The sequence below is a fragment of the Sphingomonas sp. TF3 genome, assembly GCF_003985085.1.
Lineage (GTDB): Bacteria > Pseudomonadota > Alphaproteobacteria > Sphingomonadales > Sphingomonadaceae > Sphingomonas.
Genome location: NZ_RWKS01000002.1, coordinates 35,023 through 51,553, shown reverse-complemented (window position 1 = coordinate 51,553; position 16,531 = coordinate 35,023). Strand labels below are relative to the sequence as shown.

The following is a 16,531-nucleotide window of genomic DNA, read 5'->3' as shown; positions in this document are numbered from 1 at the left end:
GAACGCGCGCGCCGACTGCGATGAGACAAAACGCCCAAGGCGGTTACACGGTCAGCACGGTCGCTCCACACGTCTCCCCGGCTTCCAGCGCGCGGTGCGCGGCGGCGGCGTCTTCCAGTGCGAAGGTCTGGCCGATTTCAGGGGTGATCGCGCCTGAGCGCAGCATCGCGAACACGCGGTCGATCCCGGCCTGGCGCTCCTCGGGCGTGACATAATAGCTGAACAGCGTCGGGCGGGTGACGAACAGCGATCCGCGTGCCGACAGGATGCCGAGGTCGACCCCGGTCACTTTGCCACCGGCATTGCCGAAGCTGACGATCAGCCCGCGCCGCGCGGCGCTGGCCAGCGAAATCTCCCAGGTCGCCATACCGACACCGTCGAAAATGATCGGCGCGCCCGCGCCGTCGGTCAACTCGCGCACGCGCTGCGCCACATCTTCGCTCTTGTGCAGCAAGACGTGGTCGGCACCCGCCGCCTTGGCCTGTACGGCCTTTTCCGTGCTGCCAACGGTGCCGATCACGGTCGCACCGATCGCCTTCAACCAGCCGACCAGCAAATGCCCGGTGCCACCTGCCGCCGCATGAACCAGAACGGTCTGTCCGGCCTGTACGCGCGCGCAGCGCTCGACCAGAAATTCGGTGGTGCACCCTTTCAGCAACACGGCGGCAGCGGTCTGATCGCTAATATCGTCGGGCAGTTTCAGAAGGATCTTGGCGGGAACGTTACGCTCGGTCGCATAGGCACCAAGCGCGGGGCCGAACGTGCCGACGCGGTCGCCCGGCGCAAAATCGGTAACCCCCGGTCCAACCGCCACGACCACCCCCGCCGCTTCGGAGCCAAGGCCGCTCGGCAGGTTGACCGGATAAACGCCCTTGCGGTGATACACGTCGATGAAGTTCAGGCCGACTGCGGCATTGCGCATTCGCACCTCGCCAGGGCCGGGATCGGGCAAATTCACATCGCCCCATTCGATCACTTCGGGGCCACCAATGCGGTCGATCCGCGCAACGCGTGCCATTTGCCTATCTCCTTATCGAACCGCCCTAACCGACGACGTACGTTTCGGGTTGCAACCTATTTCGTCCCGCTCCATTTGTCGTCGCGTACCAGAAATTCAAGACGGTGGAGAGCGGCGATGAAGAGCTACCTCAAACAGTATATCAACGGTGCCTGGGTCGACAGCATCGGCGGCACGCGCCACGCGGTGATCAACCCCGCGACCGAGCAGCCCTGCAGCGAAATCACGCTCGGCACCCCCGCCGATGTCGATGCCGCCGTCGCCGCCGCGCGGACAGCGTTCGAGACCTACTCGCAGACCACCGTCGCCGAACGTGCTGCGCTGCTCGAACGGATCATCGAAGAATATAAGAAGCGCATTCCTGATCTGGCGCAGGCGGTCAGCCAGGAAATGGGCGCGCCGATCGGCTTTGCCACGGCCGCGCAAGTCCCCGCAGGGCTCGGACATTTCATCTCGACCTTGAAGGCGCTCAACGCCTTCCAGTTCGACGAACAGCTCGGCCGCGCGCGCGTGGTGCATGAGCCGTTGGGCGTCGTCGCGATGATCACCCCCTGGAACTGGCCGCTCAACCAGATCACCGCCAAGGTCGCGCCTGCCCTCGCGGCGGGCGACACGATGATCCTGAAGCCCAGCGAGGAATCGCCCGGCTGCGCGGTGATCCTGGCCGAAATCCTCGACGCCGCAGGCGTTCCGGCGGGCGTGTTCAACCTGGTCAATGGCGACGGCGCGGGCGTCGGCTCGGCGCTGTCGGCGCACCCGGACGTGGATATGGTCAGCTTCACCGGATCGACTCGCGCCGGAATCGCGATCGCGCAAAATGCGGCGGCGACGGTCAAGCGCGTGCATCAGGAACTGGGCGGCAAGGCGGCCAATCTGGTGATCGAAGGGGCAGACCTGGCAGCGGTGCTCCCCCCGACGGTGCAGGGCGTGCTCGCCAATTCGGGCCAAAGCTGCATCGCGCCCACGCGCCTGCTGGTGCACAAAAGCCAGGTCGCGGACGCCACCGGCATCGTCAAGGCGATGATGGAGGGCACACCAGTGGGCGACCCGGCCGAAATGGGCGCGCATATCGGCCCGGTCGTCAACAAGGCGCAGTTCGACAAGATCCAGGGCCTGATCCAGTCGGCGATCGACGAAGGCGCGACGCTGGTCACCGGCGGCACCGGGCGGCCCGACGGGCGCAATGTCGGCTATTTCATCAAGCCGACGTTGTTCACCGACGTAACCCCCGCCATGCGCATCGCGCAGGAGGAAGTGTTCGGCCCGGTCGCCACGATCATCGCTTACGACACCGAAGACGAAGCGGTGAAGATCGCCAACGGCACGCCCTACGGCCTGTCCGCGACGATTTCGGGCGATGCCGCCAAGGCCGCCAAAATCGCACCACGGCTGCGCGCCGGGCTGGTGACGATCAATTCGTGGAGCCCCGACGGCAACGCGCCGTTCGGCGGCTACAAGCAATCGGGCAATGGACGGGAAAACGGCAAGTTCGGGCTGACCGACTTTATGGAAGTCAAGACCGTGATCGGCGAGCCTGCCTGAGCCATGCGCGGGCGGCACCTAGCCGCCCGCGCATGATCGGTTAAGGCGTTACGCCGGTTTGCGGGCGGGCGGGCTGAAGCTTTTCAGCGTGAAGCTCGCGCCCTCGCGCACGATATGGTGCTTGGGCGGCAGCGGCTTTTGCGGGGGCCGCTGCGTTTCGGCAGTTTTGGGCAGATCCGGCATTGGCTTTACCTCCAGGGCGGCACCGCTCGCTCGGAGTGGTGAACGCCTCTGCCAGCAATATAGTCGCTTCCGCGCAGAATGCGAGCAGGAAGCCGGTCATCACGAATAGCAGTACCTGGCTCCGAGCCTTGGCCTTCGCAACGTTGTTTCGCCTGTTGCGTGTCGCGGCATCGGCGAACTCACCGATCATCAGCGTCCGCAAATCGTCGCGAACCAGACCGTCTCGCTCGACCGCTTTCTTGCCAATGTCCTGATAGAAGGTGCCCAAGGTCTGCGCATAATCCAGGATTTCGACATCATTGGGCGGATAACGATAGTCGCGCAGGCGGATGACATCCCAAAACCAGCGCCCCGCGATGACAAAGCACCCGACCGATCCAACCAACAGAAACACCACCGCGATCGTCCAGCCCGGATCGCGCACCGAAAAGGCCGAGCGATAAATGCTCGGCAGGACGGCGACGGCAAGGCCCAGGATCGCCGCGAAAAACGGCAGCGAGCGCCAGATTGCCTCATCGGCGTCCAACTCGCGCTTGTAGGAGTCCGCAAAGAGTGCCGAGAGATATTCGTCGGTCTTGGTTTCCGCCACCGCCTGCTCCCCGCCTCAATAATCCTTCGATACGCGCAAGTTTGCGCTTTGCCGTCCCAGCGTCGAGATCGTCGACAGCACCGACAGCCAACGCGTCACCTGGAACTCGACCTGCGTCGCCGAATAGCCGGCTCCGTCGGTGACGATCTCGGCATAAAAGCGCCGCGTGATGTATTTGCCCGCCGCGACCGAGGTGCCCTGCCCGGTCTGCGCGTCGGCGGGAAGGATGCGCAAGCGGTCGAGCCCGGCCACGCGGCGGACCGCGTTGATCGGATCCAGCCCGCCTTTGCCGTTCTGCAGCGCCGCCACTGCCGAGGCCAGTTGCAACGCCTCGGGGGCGGACAGATTGGTGATCGACGTGCCGAACAACAGCCGCGACAGCAATTCGTCCTGCGGCAAGGCAGGCACGCTGGAGAAGGTGATTTCGGGCTTGAGCGCCGGGCCGGTGACGTTGATCGAGGCGTTCAGCCCGGTAGTGTTGGCATTGGCCGAGATATCCAGCGCCGGATTGGCGGGGACTTCGCCGGCAAACAGGATCTTGCCGCGTTCGAGCGCAAAGCTGCGCCCGGCGAAATCGTAATTGCCCTGCACCAGATCGGCGCGACCGGTGATCGCGGGATTGTCGGGCGCGCCGCCGATCTTGAGGTCCGCCGACCATTCGCTGCGCAGGCCAAGCCCGGTGACCAGTACCTGATTGGCCGCGCGCGCATGGATGGCGAGCTGCCACGGCGCGCGCGGCGCTTCATCATCCTCAGCGCCGCCGCCGGGCACGTTGATTTCGCGAATGGCGAGTTGCGGCACCGCGCTGGCGGCGCTTGCCTGGCCCAGGCGATAGCGCGCCTTGTCGAGCTTCAGATCGCCCGAAATCGTCCCCCCTGCCCCATCCGACTGGAAGCGCAACGGGCCGGTGACGGTTGCGCCGATATCGTCGCGCGCGATCATCACCGCATGATCGGTCTGCAAGGTCAGATCGAGCCCGAGGCCGTTCTTCGCCGCGAAATCGAAGGTGCCGCTGCCGTTGACGTGCCCGCCCTTGCCTGCCTCTGCGGCGAAGCGATCGATCGTGAGGCGTGACCCGCCAAAGCGTCCGGCCGCCTGCACATTGGTCAAGACGGTGCCGGTCGTCGCGCTTTCGATGCGCGCGCCCTTGGCCTGGACAACGCCGCTGATCTGCGGGTTGGCGATCGTGCCGCCCACATCCGCGCCGATCGCGACCGGGCCGGTAAGATCGAACAGTTCAACCCCGGTCAGTCGCCAGATAGTGTCGGCAGGCCCATCATAACGAAGCTGCGCAAACGCCCCCGCATTGGACACACGCGTCGCCAGATCGGGCCCTGCAGGCAATGTCAGCAACATTTGCGCGCGGCCCACGGTCTTGCCACCGGTGGCGGCGACCGCGCGCGCGGCGATGCGGTCTGGCGACAGCACTCCGGCAATCCCGACATCGACCGGGCGCGACGACAGGATCAATCCCGAACGGGTGAGCCCGCGCACCGTCATGTCGATCTTGCCCGTCGGGGCAGCGCCGCCGCCCTGCGCATAGGACAAGGTGCCGGAGGCGTTGCCGCCCAGCCCCAGCCCCGGATAACCAATATCGAGGATCGACAGCGGCATCCGCGCCAGCGTCGCGTCGATCGCGCTCGATTTGCCGGTGAAGCGGCCCGACAGCTTGGCATCGCCACCGGAAAAAGTGAGATCGGTCGCGGCCAGACGCCAGCCATCGCCATCGCGCGTAAACACCGCCGGTGTAACGAGCTTCAGCGGACGACGATCGAGCGTGCCCTGCGCCGTGACGGTATAATTGTCAGGGGTCACGCGGATGAGCGACTGGATATCGAAGGCGCGCCCGCTCGACCCGGCAATCGAGGCGGTGATGGTGCCGGTACCGCCGCGCAGCGAGGCGCGCGCGGCAAAGCGCCCGATCACCAGCGCCCCGCGCCGCAGCCCCGCGCCGTTCACGCTCGCCTCGATCGACGTTCCCGCCGGATCGAGCAGCGCCACCGCATCGAGATGCCCGCGCCGCAGCACCACCGCATCGCTCAATCGTGCCGCCGTCGCATCCAGATGCGCTTCGATCCGCTGATGCTCGCCCACCGGACGGAACAGCAATGCGCCCGACAAGCCGCCACCCGCAACGGCAAGCGTCCCGTCGAACCCGCCGGGCACGATCCGCAGCGGGCCCTTGGCGTGCGTGCCGCTCACCGCGAGATCGGCGATTGCGATCGTCCCGTCGCCGCCCTTGGGCAGCAGGATCGCGCCATTGCCGCTGAACGCCCCCAGCCGCGACCCGCCGCGCGCGGTGAAGGTAAAGCCCTCGGCGGTCGGATCGAGATGCGCGACCACATCGCTCAAACCCATCGTCTCGTTGGGGCTTTTGAACACCAGATCGAGCGTCGGATGGTCGATCTTGCCGTCGAGCTTCAACGTCAGCGGGCCATAGGTTGCTTGCTGGCCAACCCCTTCGAAATGGAAGGTGCCGTCGCGGCGGCGATAGCCATTGCCGGTGATCCGGATTTGCGGCGCGGTCAGCACGAGATGGTTTAGGTGCAGGATCCCGTCGGGGGTCCGCTCAAGCCCGGTGACAAGGCGCGGCAGCCCACCCGCCAGCGACCGGAAGAACGCATTCTCCAGCGTCAGCATCCGCGCCGTGCCCTGCCCGACGACGCGCGTGCCGTGGCCGCCGGGGCCCGGCACTGCTTTGAGCTCCGTCTGCACATCGATCACGCCGAGGCCGGGAATGCGGTAGCGCCCCAAGCCGCCATTTAGACCAATATCATAGCGCCCGTCGCTGAGATCGAGCAGCAGGTTGATGCGCCCGTTGAGCTTGTCCGAGCTGAGCTTGAGATCATCACCGATGACGAGCTTGGAGGTCACCCGCAGCACGCCATCGATCGTAAGATTGCGCAGGATACCGCCCGCCACGTCGCCAACCCCGGTAACCCGCGCCGCCACAGCGTGGATCGGCAGCAGCACGGGCTGTTTCGACAAATGCCCGCGCCCGGCGGCGTGGAAATCCTCAAAGCCCGTATTGTCAAAGGCGAAGCGCACCGCGGTCAGGCGATAGTCGAAGGCCGCTGTAGCGAAACGGCCATCGAGGATCGTGCGCAATTCGATCGCGCGCCCCGTCATGTTGGGGAACAAAGCCGGTGGCCGCAGCAGGATCGCGTGGAGCCGCACAGTGCGATAGGCGCTTTCAGCCAGATCGAGCGTGCCGTCGGCTGTGAGGCTGAGCGACACCGAACGCAGCGCGAGCGTACCCTTGAGCTGCCGGTCGACCAGCGTCGCGCCGCCATTGACCAGCACGCGCGGGGCGGTCAGCCGTTCGAGCTTGCCATGCACCAGCGGGGCAGGCGTCAGGACACCCGAAAGCGTATAGGCCCCGGCCCGGTTGGTCAGCGCGAGATCGACCAGCCGCGTCGGCCCGACATCGGCAATCGCGCTGCCCTGCCAGCTCTGCCAGCTTCCCTTGCCGGCAATGTCGAGCGCAATCGGTCGCGCGACCCCCGCGAGCTTGGCGAGCACGCCCTTGGCGCTGCCGCGCGCCTGCGCCGCGACCTCCAGCCGGTTACGATCGGGCTCGGCGTCGAGGTGGACGCGCAGCCGGTCACTCCCTGCCACCATCGCTGCAAGATCGATCAGCGCGCGGCGATTGTGGATGTCCGCGCGTGCCCGCAACCGCCCGATCCGCTCGACCCCGGTCACCGCGCGCCCGACGATCAGCCGGTCCACCGCCAACGCCCCGATGCGAATATCGACCCCCGGCAGGATCGGCCCCTTGGTCTCGGTCGGGCGCGTCTCGGGCAATTTGGCCAGTGTCGCGCTCGGGATGCGCAAGCTGGTGATATCCAGCCGATTGTCGAGCCAGCGCAGCGGCGACCAATGCAGGTCGGCACGCGGTGCCGCAAACACCAGTCCCTTCGGGTCGCGCACGCGCACATCGATCAGCGTCGCGCGGTTGTAGATCGATCCCTCGATCCGCCCGATGCTGTAGCGCAAGCCATTGGCGGGCCGCAGTCCGGATATGGTATCGGCGATCATCCGGTGCCCGATCGCGGTATCGACCAGCCCCAGCGCGGCGAGCAGCACCAGCAGCAGGCCGAGCACCGCACCCAGCACAATCCGCCCCCAATGGCGGCGGCGCGGCGGGACAGGTGCGGCTTCAACCGTCTCCGGGAGCGAGTCCCCGGTCAAAACGCCTGCCCCAACGAGACATAGACGGCGACGCGCGGATCGCCCTTGGCGGGGTTTACCGGCGTGCCGACATCGATGCGGATCGGCCCGAAATTGGAATAATAGCGCACGCCAATGCCGGTGCCGTAGCGCATTCCGCCCAGCGTCGGGATGCCGCCGGTGTAGATGTTGCCGCCATCGAAGAACGGCACCACGCCGAAATGGCCAAACGCCTTGACCCGCGCCTCGAGCGAAAATTCGGCAAGGCTGCGCCCGCCGATCGGATCGTTATTGGGGTCGCGCGGGCCGATGTCCTGATAGCCATAACCGCGCACCGACGCCCCGCCACCGGCGTAGAAGCGCCGCGACGGTGCCACCGCATCGCGCGGGGCACCCGCGATGGTGCCCAGGCGAATGCGTCCCGCCAGCACCGTGCCCGCCGTGATGGGTTGGTAGGCGCTGGCGTCGATCTGCATCTTGGCATAGCCAAAGATCGATCCTTCCAGCGACGCCTCGGGCGAGAAGCGTCCGCTCAGGCGGAAGCCGCGCGTCGGGTTGAGCAAATCGTTCGACCCGTCATAGCTGAGCGAGGTCGGCAGGGCGGCAATGAAATAGGTACGCCGACGCGGGGCACCGGTGGTGACGATCACATCGCGCTCGTCCGACGCGGCAAGCTCCCCGCCCAGCGACCAGGTCCACTTCTTCTGGAAGAAGATGTTGGTCTGCCGCTCCAGGCTGCCCGAGAGCGACACGGTGCGCGCCTGATAGGCGGTGCGCTTCAGGTTGGAGGCAGCCGCCTGAAAGGTCAGCACGCGGTCGCGCCCTTCGAAATTGTTGCGGCGGAAGATGACGCTCGCCAATTGCTCCTCAGTGCCGAGCACACCGCGCAGCGTCAGCGCGCCCTCGGGCGGGAACAGATTGCGGTGCGTCCAGCTCACTTCCGCGCGCGCGCCTTCGCCAGTGCCGTAGCCAAGCTCCCCGGCGATGGTGTGCGGCGGTGCCGGTTCCAGGCCGACCGCAATATCAACCGTGCCCGGCTCGGTGCCTTCGACGGGCTCGATCTTGGTCGACGATACCAGCCCGGTCTGAATCACCGCCCGCCGCAAATCGACCAGCGCAGAGGCATCATAGGTCTGGCCGGGGACGAAGCGGGCAATGTCCTGCACATGCTTGGCCCCGAACACCTTGTCGCCCGAAGTCATCACGATCTTGCCGAAGCGGCGCTCGGCCCCCGGTACCACCGCCATGTCCAGCGTGGCGGTGTGCGCGGCGCGATCGACGACGATTTGCGGATCGCCAACCACGGCAAACGGGAAACCGCGATCGTTGATCGTGGTGCGCAGGCTCGTCTCGCCCGCGACCACGGCATCCGAATTGACGGCATCGCCCGGATTGACCCCGAAGGCGTGGCGAAGCGTTTGCGCCTTCGCGCCCGCCGCTTCCACCCCTGCGACGTTGACACCCGCGAAGGTGTAGAGTTGCCCCGGCTCGGCATCCAGCACGACCAGCGGTCGCGCAGCCGGTTCCACCCGCGTCGTCACGTGCGCGTCGTAATAGCCTTCGGCGCGCAGCAATGTCGTGAGCAGGGTTGCGTCCTCGCGCGCGCGGCGATCGAGCTGCGCGGCATTGGCGGGTTGGCCGACATTGGCTTTCAGGGTCGACAACTGGGCGAAACGATCGCTGAGCAGGCTGCTGGCGACATCGTCGATCCCGTCGACGCGGAAATCATAGCGGGTGTCCCCGGTCAGCGCGGTTGGCGTATCCGCCGAAACCGGCTCGGGCGGGGCCTTGGACAAATCGGGCCAGTCGACCCCCAACCCCGGCAACGGCGCAAGCGGCGATTGCGGATCGAGCGGCGATACCTTGGGGTCAGCCGGATCGGTCGACGGACGCACTTGCGCCATCGCACGCGGGCAAAACACACAAAGGACTCCGGCGGCGGCCAACGACACGCCCCGCCGCCCGACCGACAACGCCATGGCTCGTCCTAGCCCGGCTGCGCCCGCAGTGACAGGGGCTTAGTCGCCGATTTGGCCGCCGCTCAATGAACCGTGCCGACCGCACGGTCGGCCGAAAGCAACACGATCAGCCGCTCGATCTGCCGCCATCGACAAAAGTGCAGATAATTGCCGAGGTCGCGACTGCGGTCGGCGCGCGCCGCCGCCTCCAGCGCCGCCTCATCGCCAAATATCGTGATCAAATCGGTCGCATCGACGAAAGCGGCGCGGTCCGCGAGGTAAGGCAAGCAGGTCATCAACTCTCCGCGCAAATTTCTGGCCCGCAAGCGTGCAAACATCGAGGAAACACGCCCCGTGCCAGTTTCGCGAAAACGCGGCAATTCGGCCCCCATCAGGGTTAACGCGATCCACCAGACCGCAGAATTCTCTCACGATGGGACGCTGGCGTCCTGCACCGGGACATGGCAAAGCGCCCGCATGGCACGCTCCCCCTCTCCCCGGACGCCGCTCGCGGGCGGTTTTTTGATCGCGATCGGTGCGATGGCAGGTGCCGGGATCGGGTTGTTCTCGCCGATCGGGCCGACGCGGGGCTTCCTGGTCGGGATTGCGCTGGGCGGTGTGCTGTCGCTCGCCCTGTGGCTGGTCGACCGACGCAAATAGCTCAACGCAACGTCCGCGACAGCCACACGACGCGACCGATCACGTCCACCGACGTCGAACGGATCGGAGGATAAACGGGATTGTCGCTGGAGATAACAAAGCCTTCGGCCACTTTCGCGACCCGCTTGACCAACAGCACACCATCCCGCCGCAGCACGAAGATCGCGGGGCTCGCGCTCACACGCGTGTCGCGTTCGTCGACCACGATTTGGTCGCCATCGGCGATGGTCGGCAGCATCGAATCGCCGCGCGCACGCAGCATCGCCGCGCTGGCCGGACGCAGCCGCAAATCGTCGAGCAAGCGGGGGTCGAGCAGCATGTCCGCCTCGCCCGGATCATCGTTCGCGATCGCCCCCGGCCCAGCCGACACCTCGACGTTCAGCCGTCGGATCGTCGCCATCGGCGTTGACGGCGGACCACCCAGTTCGGCCGCATCCACCCGGAAATAGGCCGCGAGCAGCGCACGGTCGCGCTCCGCCAGATCGCGCGGCGTCCCCCTTCGCACATATTGCTGCAGATAGGCATCGTTACGCCGCAGCATCCGCGACAGCGCGGCATAGCTCGCCGTGTCGCCATCGATCAGCGCCGCCAACCGCGCCCGGGGATCGCCTCGCTCCATATCCGACACGATAGCCATAGGAAATTTCCTAGACAAGTTGGAAAATGGAACAGATCGTGAACTTAAACGCGAATCACGGGAGATTGGACATGTCGGTGCTGCAGAAGATCGATCGCTATCTGAAGGCTACGGCAATGCCACCGACCAAGTTCGGACGGCTCGCAGTGCGGGACCCACGGCTTGTCCACGACCTGCGGCGCGGTCGCGAACCCGGCCCGCGCATGGTACGCCGGATCGAGGCCTTCCTCGCCGAACAGCAGGCGCGACCATGAGCCGCGGCCCCGATGCCGCCACGCTGCTCCGCCGGGCGCTGGAACGCGATGCTCGCACGCAAGGATGTGCCATCACGATCGGCACCGTGCACAGCACACGCTGGGCCAGCGCGACCTTCGTCGGCGCACAACATCGGTTGACGCTGGATGCGCCCGACGAGGCGGCGCTGGCCCGCTGGCTCGGTGCGTTGGCCGAAGCCGAACTGACGCTGCGCGGACATCTCGTCGCCGATGCCACGGTAACCGCGCTCGCGCGGCACGGCGGATGCGCCGAGGCGACGATCGAAGTGCTGACGGTCGAGGCCTGACGCTTCGACCGGGCGCGATGGATTGTCGCGCGCGCGCCGCCCGGCTACGGCTGCGCCATGTCCGACCCGCGCATCATTGCCGTAACCCTTGACGAGCGCACCATCCTGTGGCGCTCGGCCGATATCGAACAGGAACGGCGGATCGCGATCTTCGACCTGATCGAGGGCAACCATTTTGCGCCGCAAAAGGCGTATCCCGACGGCTATGCCGGCCCGTACAAGATCGATCTGACGGTCGAGGAAGGACGGCTCGGCATCGGCATCCACCGCGAGGATGGCACCCATCTCGAAACCTACATCCTCGGCATGGGGCGCTTCCGTCGCCCGATCAAAGATTATTTCGCGATTTGCGACAGTTACTATCAGGCGATCCGCAACGCCACGCCCGCCCAGATCGAAACGGTCGATATGGCCCGGCGCGGCGTCCACAATGACGCCGCCGCGTTGCTGAAAGAGCGGCTGGAGGGCAAGATCGACATCGATTTCGATACGGCCCGTCGGCTGTTCACGCTGATTTGCGTCCTGCACATCAAGGGGTAAAGCGGGCAGCATGGGGCGTTGGAAAAAGCGGATCGGCCTGGCCGGTGCCGTCATCATCACCATTGGCATAGCGTATGCGGCGGGCTGGACCTGGATGCACCATTGGCGGCCGTCCGACAAATACCCCTTTCAGGGCGTGGATATCGCCGAGGCGAACGGAACGATCGATTGGTGGGCGGTGAAGCGCGCAGGGGCCGATTTCGCCTATGTCCGCGCGACCAGCGGTGCCGACAAGCGCGATACGCGTTTTCTGGAAAACTGGACTGGCCTTTATGAAACCGGGCTGCGGCGCGGTGCCAGCCATCTTTATTCGATCTGCCGCCTCGCCACCGACCAGGCCAATCTGTTCAACACCACCGTGCCGCGCGACGAAAACGCCCTGCCTGCGGCACTGGAACTCGATTTCGCGGCGGATTGTCCCACGCGCCCAGCGGGGCCGATCGTGCTCGACGAGCTGCGCCGCTACATCACGATGGTCGAATCGCACACCGGCAAGCCGGTGCTGCTCAAGGTCAGCAAAGCGTTTGACGCGGCCTACGGCGTGACATTGGCAATCCCGCGTCCCGTCTGGGCGGTGCAGGATTTCTTTCCGCCCGATTATCCAGCAAGGCGTTGGCGGATGTGGCAGGCAAACGGCACGCGGCGCATCGACGGCGTCGACGGACCGATCCATTGGGACGTAGTAGCACCATGACCGAAGACAGCACCCGCGACACGCTGATCGCCGCCGCACGCGCCGCCGCGCGCAATGCGCATGCCCCCTATTCGCGCTTCGCCGTCGGTGCGGCAGTGCTGCTGGCGGACGGACGGATCGTGACCGGGGCCAATTTCGAAAATGCCAGTTATGGCCTGTCGCTGTGCGCCGAGACGGTGGCACTCGCCACCGTCAACAGCGGCGGCGACTTGCGCCAGGTGGTAGCGATCGGCGTGATTGGCGGGGCGATGGACGCGGATGGCCGCCCGACCGGCAACGCCCCGGTGGGCCCCTGCGGGCGCTGCCGCCAGGTCATCAACGAAGCCGCCGATATGGCCGGGCGCGATATCCTCGTCTGGTGCGGCGCGGCCGAGGGCGATGCGGTCGAGCGGCGTACCATTTCCGAATTGCTGCCACACGCCTTCGGGCCAAAGGATCTGGGCTTGGGCGCTGCGGGGTAGCCGCGCGAGACGAACGCGGCAGCCCCTTGCCCGCACCGCTATTTCCGGCGAAACGCGGGGACCGAAGACCGACACCATAGGGGAATCATTCGCATGTCGATCATGTCCGACCGCTGGATCCGCGAGCAAGCGCTCGCCACCGGCATGATCGAGCCGTTCGTCGACGGGCAGAAGCGTGAAGGCTGCATCAGCTACGGCCTGTCCTCCTACGGCTATGACGCACGCGTCTCCGACGAGTTCAAGATCTTCACCAACATCGACAGCGTCATCGTCGATCCCAAGGATTTTGCGGCGAACAGCTTCGTCGATCGCAAGACCGACGTCTGCATCATCCCGCCCAACAGCTTCGCGCTGGCGCGCACGGTCGAATATTTCCGAATCCCGCGCGACGTGCTGGTGATCTGCCTCGGCAAATCCACCTATGCGCGCTGCGGCATCATCGTGAACGTCACCCCGCTGGAACCCGGCTGGGAGGGGCATGTTACGCTCGAATTTTCCAACACCACCCCCCTGCCCGCCAAAATCTACGCCAATGAGGGCGCGTGCCAGTTCCTGTTCCTCGAAGGCAATGAGCCGTGCGAGACCAGCTACGCCGACCGTGCAGGCAAATATATGGGCCAGCGCGGGGTAACGTTGCCGCGGCTGTAAGCGGGCCAAAGTCAACGGAACGCCCCTCCTGCGAAAGGGGGGAATATCAGAATCCGCTCTTCAGAGCTGAGTTGCTGTTCCGCGAACGACCTCCGTCCGTTCGTTTCGAGCGAAGTCGAGAAACCTAGCACAGCGCGTGGCGCTGTTTCTCGACTTCGCTCGAAACGAACGGGCAAAGCATGGTCTTCCCGCTCCTGCGGATCGTCCATCCAATACCCCGCAAACACCGCGCACAAAAAAGGCGGCCCCGAAGGACCGCCCTGATTGTGCATCGACAGATCGCGACGATCAGAAGTCGTTACGATATTGCTCGTTGCCGATGAAGCCGAGCTTCGAGACGTTCGAGCGCTTGATGATCGCCAGAACCTTGTCGACCTTTTCATACTTCGCTGCCGGGTCCGGCTGGAAGTGCAGCTCGGGCTCGGGGTTGAGCTGGGTCGTCTGCACCAGATATTGCTGCAGCGTCGCCTCGTCGGTCGGCGCGCCGTTCCACAGGATCACGCCGTCCGGCTGGATGACGATCTTGTTCTTTTGTGGGTCGACGTCAGGCTTCTTCGCGGATGGATCATTGATCGGAAGATCGACCTTCACCGCGTGCGTCTGGATCGGAATGGTGATGATGAACATGATGAGCAACACGAGCATGACGTCAATCAGCGGCGTCGTGTTCATGTCCATCATGGGCTCGCCTTCGGCGCCGCCACTGCTGATTGCCATGTCAAATACTCCTTGGTGCTACCGCACGCATTACGCCGACGGGCCACCCGTGGGGGGCGGTTCCGAAATGAAGCCGACCTTGGCGAAACCAGCCGATTGCATCGTGTAGATCGCGCCACCGATGCAGCGATACGGCGTTTCCACGTCGCCGCGGATATGCGCCTCGGGCAGATCTTCGGTCGTCAAATTCTGAGCACCGCCAGCCTTTTTGACAATCTCTTCGAGCTTGTCGGTCGCGCGCTTGAGCAGCTCTTCGTGCGTAACCCGCGTCAAACCCCAATAGATGGCGCACTTGCCGTCGCTATCCTTGGTGATCGAGAGCGAGACGTTCTCGGGCTTGGTCACGGTCGGGTCGTACCGCACGTCCGGCAGCTTCAGCTTGACCGACTGCACGATCGCCGGAACCGTGATGAGGAAGATGATGAGCAACACCAGCATGACGTCGACGAGCGGCGTCGTATTGATGTCGGACATCGGGGCGTCATCGCCGCCGCCACCTGTACTAATCGCCATGAAAGGCCATCCTATTCGTATCGGTCAGGCCACCCGATAAAGCCGGGCGGCGAAAGAAACGGGGCCGCCGCTGGGAGCGGCCCCGTTCGGTACTCTTAGACGCGGGTCTGCACGCCGCCGGCCTGGCCAGCCGTGGTCGTGGCAGGCTTCGGCGCAGTTGCGGTCGGAGCCTTCTTGCCAGGAGCGGCCGGACGAACCGCACCGTTCGAGGCGAGGTAGCCGAGCACGTCGTTCGAGAACGCGCTGAGATGCTCGGCAATGCCCTTGTTACGGCGCTGCAGGAAGTTGAAGGCGAGCACGGCGGGAACCGCGACGACCAGACCGAAGGCGGTCATGATCAGCGATTCACCGACCGGGCCGGCGACCTTGTCGATCGATGCCTGGCCAGCCTGGCCGATGCCGATCAGTGCGCGGTAAATACCAAGCACCGTACCGAACAGACCAACGAACGGTGCGGTTGCGCCGACGGTTGCGAGGAAGGCGAGACCGCCACCGAGCTGCGAGTTGATCGCCGCTTCCGAACGCTGCAGCGAACCGTGCAGCCAGTCATGCGCTTCGACCGGATCGGTCAGGCGCGAATGCTGTTCCTGCGCTTCGATGCCGTCGTCGACGATCTGCTTATAAGCCGAGTTCTTCTCGAGCTTGGCAGCGCCTTCGCGCAGCGAGTTCGCGTTCCAGAAAGTCGCACGGACGCGACGGCCCTGGTTGATGATCTTCTGCTGTTCGAACAGCTTGGTGAACAGGATGTAGAGCGTGAAGAACAGGAAGATGGTCAGGATTGCAGCCGTCGTCCAGGTGACGGGGCCGCCCTGCTTCATCGCGTTCATGAAACCGAAATTGTCGGCAGCCGATGCACCGGCAGCAAGAATGGTGGTGGACATGCGAAAAATTCCTTCTTGAAGTACTACGTCGAGGCTCTCGCCCGAGAATTGCTGTTACTGCGGTAGCGTCCAACGAACCGGAAGGCGGTAAGTCGACGTAATCGGGTTGCCGCTCTCATCCTTCGCAGGCGAAAAACGGATCCGCCGCTTGGAAATGGCGCAGGTCGTGCGATCGAGGCTGGCATTGCCGCTCGACGTTACAATAACGCAGTCCGTAACGCGGCCATCGGTGCCCACCGTTAGGGTTGCGATGACACGGCCTGAAGCTTCAGCCGCAAGCGCATCCGAAGGATACGAGTCCGCGTCGAAGTACTCAGCTGGGTTACCCTTCAGGCCAGCCGCCTGTGAGACACGCGGCGCTGGCGGAGCAGCAACCGGAACCGGAGCCGGCGCTGCGGCGCGCGGCGTAATCACCAACGCGGGCGGCGGGACGGCAACCGAGACCACAGGAGGGGGCGGTGCCGTGACGCGCACGATCGGCGGCGGCGACACGACCGGCGGGGTCTGAAGCTGCGGCTGCTCGGGCGGCGGGGGCGGCGGTTTGTCGGGTGGGGGCGGCGGTGGTTCAACGACGTCGAAGGTGTTCAGCTTTTCGGTAACCTTCTTGATGTATTTGAAGGTCAGACCGTTCACGAAACCCCACGCGAACAGCGCGACAATGATCGACACGATCACGATCGAAACCACGCGGCTGCCACTCGTATTGCGATCAGCGTAAGCCATTCAGAAACGAAACTCCTCTTTTCCGGTCACGACGG

Annotated in this window: 18 protein-coding genes; 8 read left to right on the top strand and 10 right to left on the bottom strand. The window is 65.2% G+C overall.

Going from position 1 to position 16,531, the window contains the following annotated elements; genetic code table 11:
* Positions 1-43 precede the first annotated feature (43 nt).
* Positions 44-1,018, bottom strand: coding sequence for a quinone oxidoreductase family protein (locus EJC47_RS01885; RefSeq protein WP_126845261.1), 975 nt, complete (start codon positions 1,016-1,018; stop codon positions 44-46).
* Between the two features lie 117 nt (positions 1,019-1,135).
* On the opposite strand from EJC47_RS01885, the gene EJC47_RS01880 reads away from it, so the two are divergent.
* Positions 1,136-2,560, top strand: coding sequence for an aldehyde dehydrogenase family protein (locus EJC47_RS01880; protein ID WP_126845260.1), 1,425 nt, complete (start codon positions 1,136-1,138; stop codon positions 2,558-2,560).
* A 40-nt stretch (positions 2,561-2,600) separates the two neighbouring features.
* Here the strand turns inward: EJC47_RS01880 and EJC47_RS01875 are convergent, their stop codons facing one another.
* The 4 genes from EJC47_RS01875 to EJC47_RS01860 all read right to left on the bottom strand — a co-directional run bounded on the left by EJC47_RS01875 (position 2,601) and on the right by EJC47_RS01860 (position 9,756).
* Positions 2,601-3,332: a hypothetical protein gene (locus EJC47_RS01875; RefSeq protein ID WP_033965428.1), complete on the bottom strand. Its 732-nt coding sequence runs from the start codon at positions 3,330-3,332 to the stop codon at positions 2,601-2,603.
* Between the two features lie 15 nt (positions 3,333-3,347).
* Entirely contained in the window at positions 3,348-7,523 is a 4,176-nt protein-coding gene (locus EJC47_RS01870) for a translocation/assembly module TamB domain-containing protein (RefSeq protein WP_185867528.1), read from the bottom strand.
* Positions 7,520-9,481 carry an autotransporter assembly complex protein TamA gene (locus EJC47_RS01865; protein WP_126845259.1) on the bottom strand — a complete coding sequence of 654 codons (1,962 nt, stop codon included), beginning with the start codon at positions 9,479-9,481 and terminating at the stop codon, positions 7,520-7,522. Before EJC47_RS01865 ends, EJC47_RS01870 begins: the two co-directional genes overlap by 4 nt.
* Positions 9,482-9,543: 62 nt before the next feature.
* Positions 9,544-9,756 carry a hypothetical protein gene (locus EJC47_RS01860; RefSeq protein ID WP_126845258.1) on the bottom strand — a complete coding sequence of 71 codons (213 nt, stop codon included), beginning with the start codon at positions 9,754-9,756 and terminating at the stop codon, positions 9,544-9,546.
* A gap of 181 nt (positions 9,757-9,937) precedes the next feature.
* Between EJC47_RS01860 and EJC47_RS01855 the strand changes: the two genes are divergently transcribed.
* The gene (locus EJC47_RS01855) at positions 9,938-10,120 is read left to right on the top strand and encodes a hypothetical protein (RefSeq protein WP_126845257.1); all 183 of its coding nucleotides are present in this window, start codon (positions 9,938-9,940) and stop codon (positions 10,118-10,120) included.
* 1 nt (position 10,121) lies between these two features.
* On the opposite strand, the gene EJC47_RS01850 is transcribed toward EJC47_RS01855, so the two are convergent.
* Positions 10,122-10,757, bottom strand: a complete 636-nt coding sequence (locus tag EJC47_RS01850) for a S24 family peptidase (protein ID WP_409574464.1) — start codon at positions 10,755-10,757, stop codon at positions 10,122-10,124.
* 71 nt (positions 10,758-10,828) lie between these two features.
* Here EJC47_RS01850 and EJC47_RS01845 point away from each other — a divergent pair, with 71 nt between their 5' ends.
* The 6 genes from EJC47_RS01845 (at position 10,829) to dcd (ending at position 13,662) form a co-directional block, all read left to right on the top strand.
* Complete coding sequence (locus EJC47_RS01845) at positions 10,829-11,011, top strand: hypothetical protein (RefSeq protein WP_033965450.1); 183 nt, start codon at positions 10,829-10,831, stop codon at positions 11,009-11,011.
* Positions 11,008-11,319, top strand: a complete 312-nt coding sequence (locus EJC47_RS01840; RefSeq protein WP_126845256.1) for a hypothetical protein — start codon at positions 11,008-11,010, stop codon at positions 11,317-11,319. Before EJC47_RS01845 ends, EJC47_RS01840 begins: the two co-directional genes overlap by 4 nt.
* Positions 11,320-11,376: 57 nt before the next feature.
* Complete coding sequence (locus tag EJC47_RS01835; RefSeq protein WP_126845255.1) at positions 11,377-11,859, top strand: UPF0262 family protein; 483 nt, start codon at positions 11,377-11,379, stop codon at positions 11,857-11,859.
* Between the two features lie 10 nt (positions 11,860-11,869).
* Positions 11,870-12,553, top strand: coding sequence for a GH25 family lysozyme (locus EJC47_RS01830; RefSeq protein WP_033965432.1), 684 nt, complete (start codon positions 11,870-11,872; stop codon positions 12,551-12,553).
* The gene (locus EJC47_RS01825; protein WP_126845254.1) at positions 12,550-13,014 is read left to right on the top strand and encodes a cytidine deaminase; all 465 of its coding nucleotides are present in this window, start codon (positions 12,550-12,552) and stop codon (positions 13,012-13,014) included. The genes EJC47_RS01830 and EJC47_RS01825 overlap by 4 nt, the downstream gene beginning before the upstream one ends.
* Positions 13,015-13,107: 93 nt before the next feature.
* Entirely contained in the window at positions 13,108-13,662 is a 555-nt protein-coding gene (gene dcd / locus EJC47_RS01820; protein ID WP_010407963.1) for a dCTP deaminase, read from the top strand.
* 288 nt (positions 13,663-13,950) lie between these two features.
* Here dcd and EJC47_RS01815 read toward each other — a convergent pair whose 3' ends face one another.
* From EJC47_RS01815 to EJC47_RS01800, 4 genes are all read right to left on the bottom strand, one after another.
* Positions 13,951-14,379 carry an ExbD/TolR family protein gene (locus EJC47_RS01815; RefSeq protein WP_010407958.1) on the bottom strand — a complete coding sequence of 143 codons (429 nt, stop codon included), beginning with the start codon at positions 14,377-14,379 and terminating at the stop codon, positions 13,951-13,953.
* A gap of 30 nt (positions 14,380-14,409) precedes the next feature.
* Positions 14,410-14,892, bottom strand: a complete 483-nt coding sequence (locus tag EJC47_RS01810) for an ExbD/TolR family protein (RefSeq protein WP_010407956.1) — start codon at positions 14,890-14,892, stop codon at positions 14,410-14,412.
* A 95-nt stretch (positions 14,893-14,987) separates the two neighbouring features.
* Entirely contained in the window at positions 14,988-15,773 is a 786-nt protein-coding gene (locus tag EJC47_RS01805; protein WP_126845253.1) for a MotA/TolQ/ExbB proton channel family protein, read from the bottom strand.
* A 54-nt stretch (positions 15,774-15,827) separates the two neighbouring features.
* Entirely contained in the window at positions 15,828-16,460 is a 633-nt protein-coding gene (locus EJC47_RS01800; protein ID WP_409574463.1) for an energy transducer TonB, read from the bottom strand.
* Positions 16,461-16,531 lie beyond the last annotated feature (71 nt).

What these genes read in the sequence shown, in the direction of transcription:
- EJC47_RS01885 (WP_126845261.1), bottom strand. Translation starts at nt 1,018, where the DNA reads ATGGCACGCGTTGCGCGGATCGACCGCATTGGTGGCCCCGAAGTGATC.
- EJC47_RS01880 (WP_126845260.1), top strand. Translation starts at nt 1,136, where the DNA reads ATGAAGAGCTACCTCAAACAGTATATCAACGGTGCCTGGGTCGACAGC.
- EJC47_RS01865 (WP_126845259.1), bottom strand. Translation starts at nt 9,481, where the DNA reads ATGGCGTTGTCGGTCGGGCGGCGGGGCGTGTCGTTGGCCGCCGCCGGA.
- EJC47_RS01860 (WP_126845258.1), bottom strand. Translation starts at nt 9,756, where the DNA reads ATGACCTGCTTGCCTTACCTCGCGGACCGCGCCGCTTTCGTCGATGCG.
- EJC47_RS01855 (WP_126845257.1), top strand. Translation starts at nt 9,938, where the DNA reads ATGGCACGCTCCCCCTCTCCCCGGACGCCGCTCGCGGGCGGTTTTTTG.
- EJC47_RS01850 (WP_409574464.1), bottom strand. Translation starts at nt 10,757, where the DNA reads ATGGCTATCGTGTCGGATATGGAGCGAGGCGATCCCCGGGCGCGGTTG.
- EJC47_RS01845 (WP_033965450.1), top strand. Translation starts at nt 10,829, where the DNA reads ATGTCGGTGCTGCAGAAGATCGATCGCTATCTGAAGGCTACGGCAATG.
- EJC47_RS01840 (WP_126845256.1), top strand. Translation starts at nt 11,008, where the DNA reads ATGAGCCGCGGCCCCGATGCCGCCACGCTGCTCCGCCGGGCGCTGGAA.
- EJC47_RS01835 (WP_126845255.1), top strand. Translation starts at nt 11,377, where the DNA reads ATGTCCGACCCGCGCATCATTGCCGTAACCCTTGACGAGCGCACCATC.
- EJC47_RS01830 (WP_033965432.1), top strand. Translation starts at nt 11,870, where the DNA reads ATGGGGCGTTGGAAAAAGCGGATCGGCCTGGCCGGTGCCGTCATCATC.
- EJC47_RS01825 (WP_126845254.1), top strand. Translation starts at nt 12,550, where the DNA reads ATGACCGAAGACAGCACCCGCGACACGCTGATCGCCGCCGCACGCGCC.
- dcd (WP_010407963.1), top strand. Translation starts at nt 13,108, where the DNA reads ATGTCGATCATGTCCGACCGCTGGATCCGCGAGCAAGCGCTCGCCACC.
- EJC47_RS01815 (WP_010407958.1), bottom strand. Translation starts at nt 14,379, where the DNA reads ATGGCAATCAGCAGTGGCGGCGCCGAAGGCGAGCCCATGATGGACATG.
- EJC47_RS01810 (WP_010407956.1), bottom strand. Translation starts at nt 14,892, where the DNA reads ATGGCGATTAGTACAGGTGGCGGCGGCGATGACGCCCCGATGTCCGAC.
- EJC47_RS01805 (WP_126845253.1), bottom strand. Translation starts at nt 15,773, where the DNA reads ATGTCCACCACCATTCTTGCTGCCGGTGCATCGGCTGCCGACAATTTC.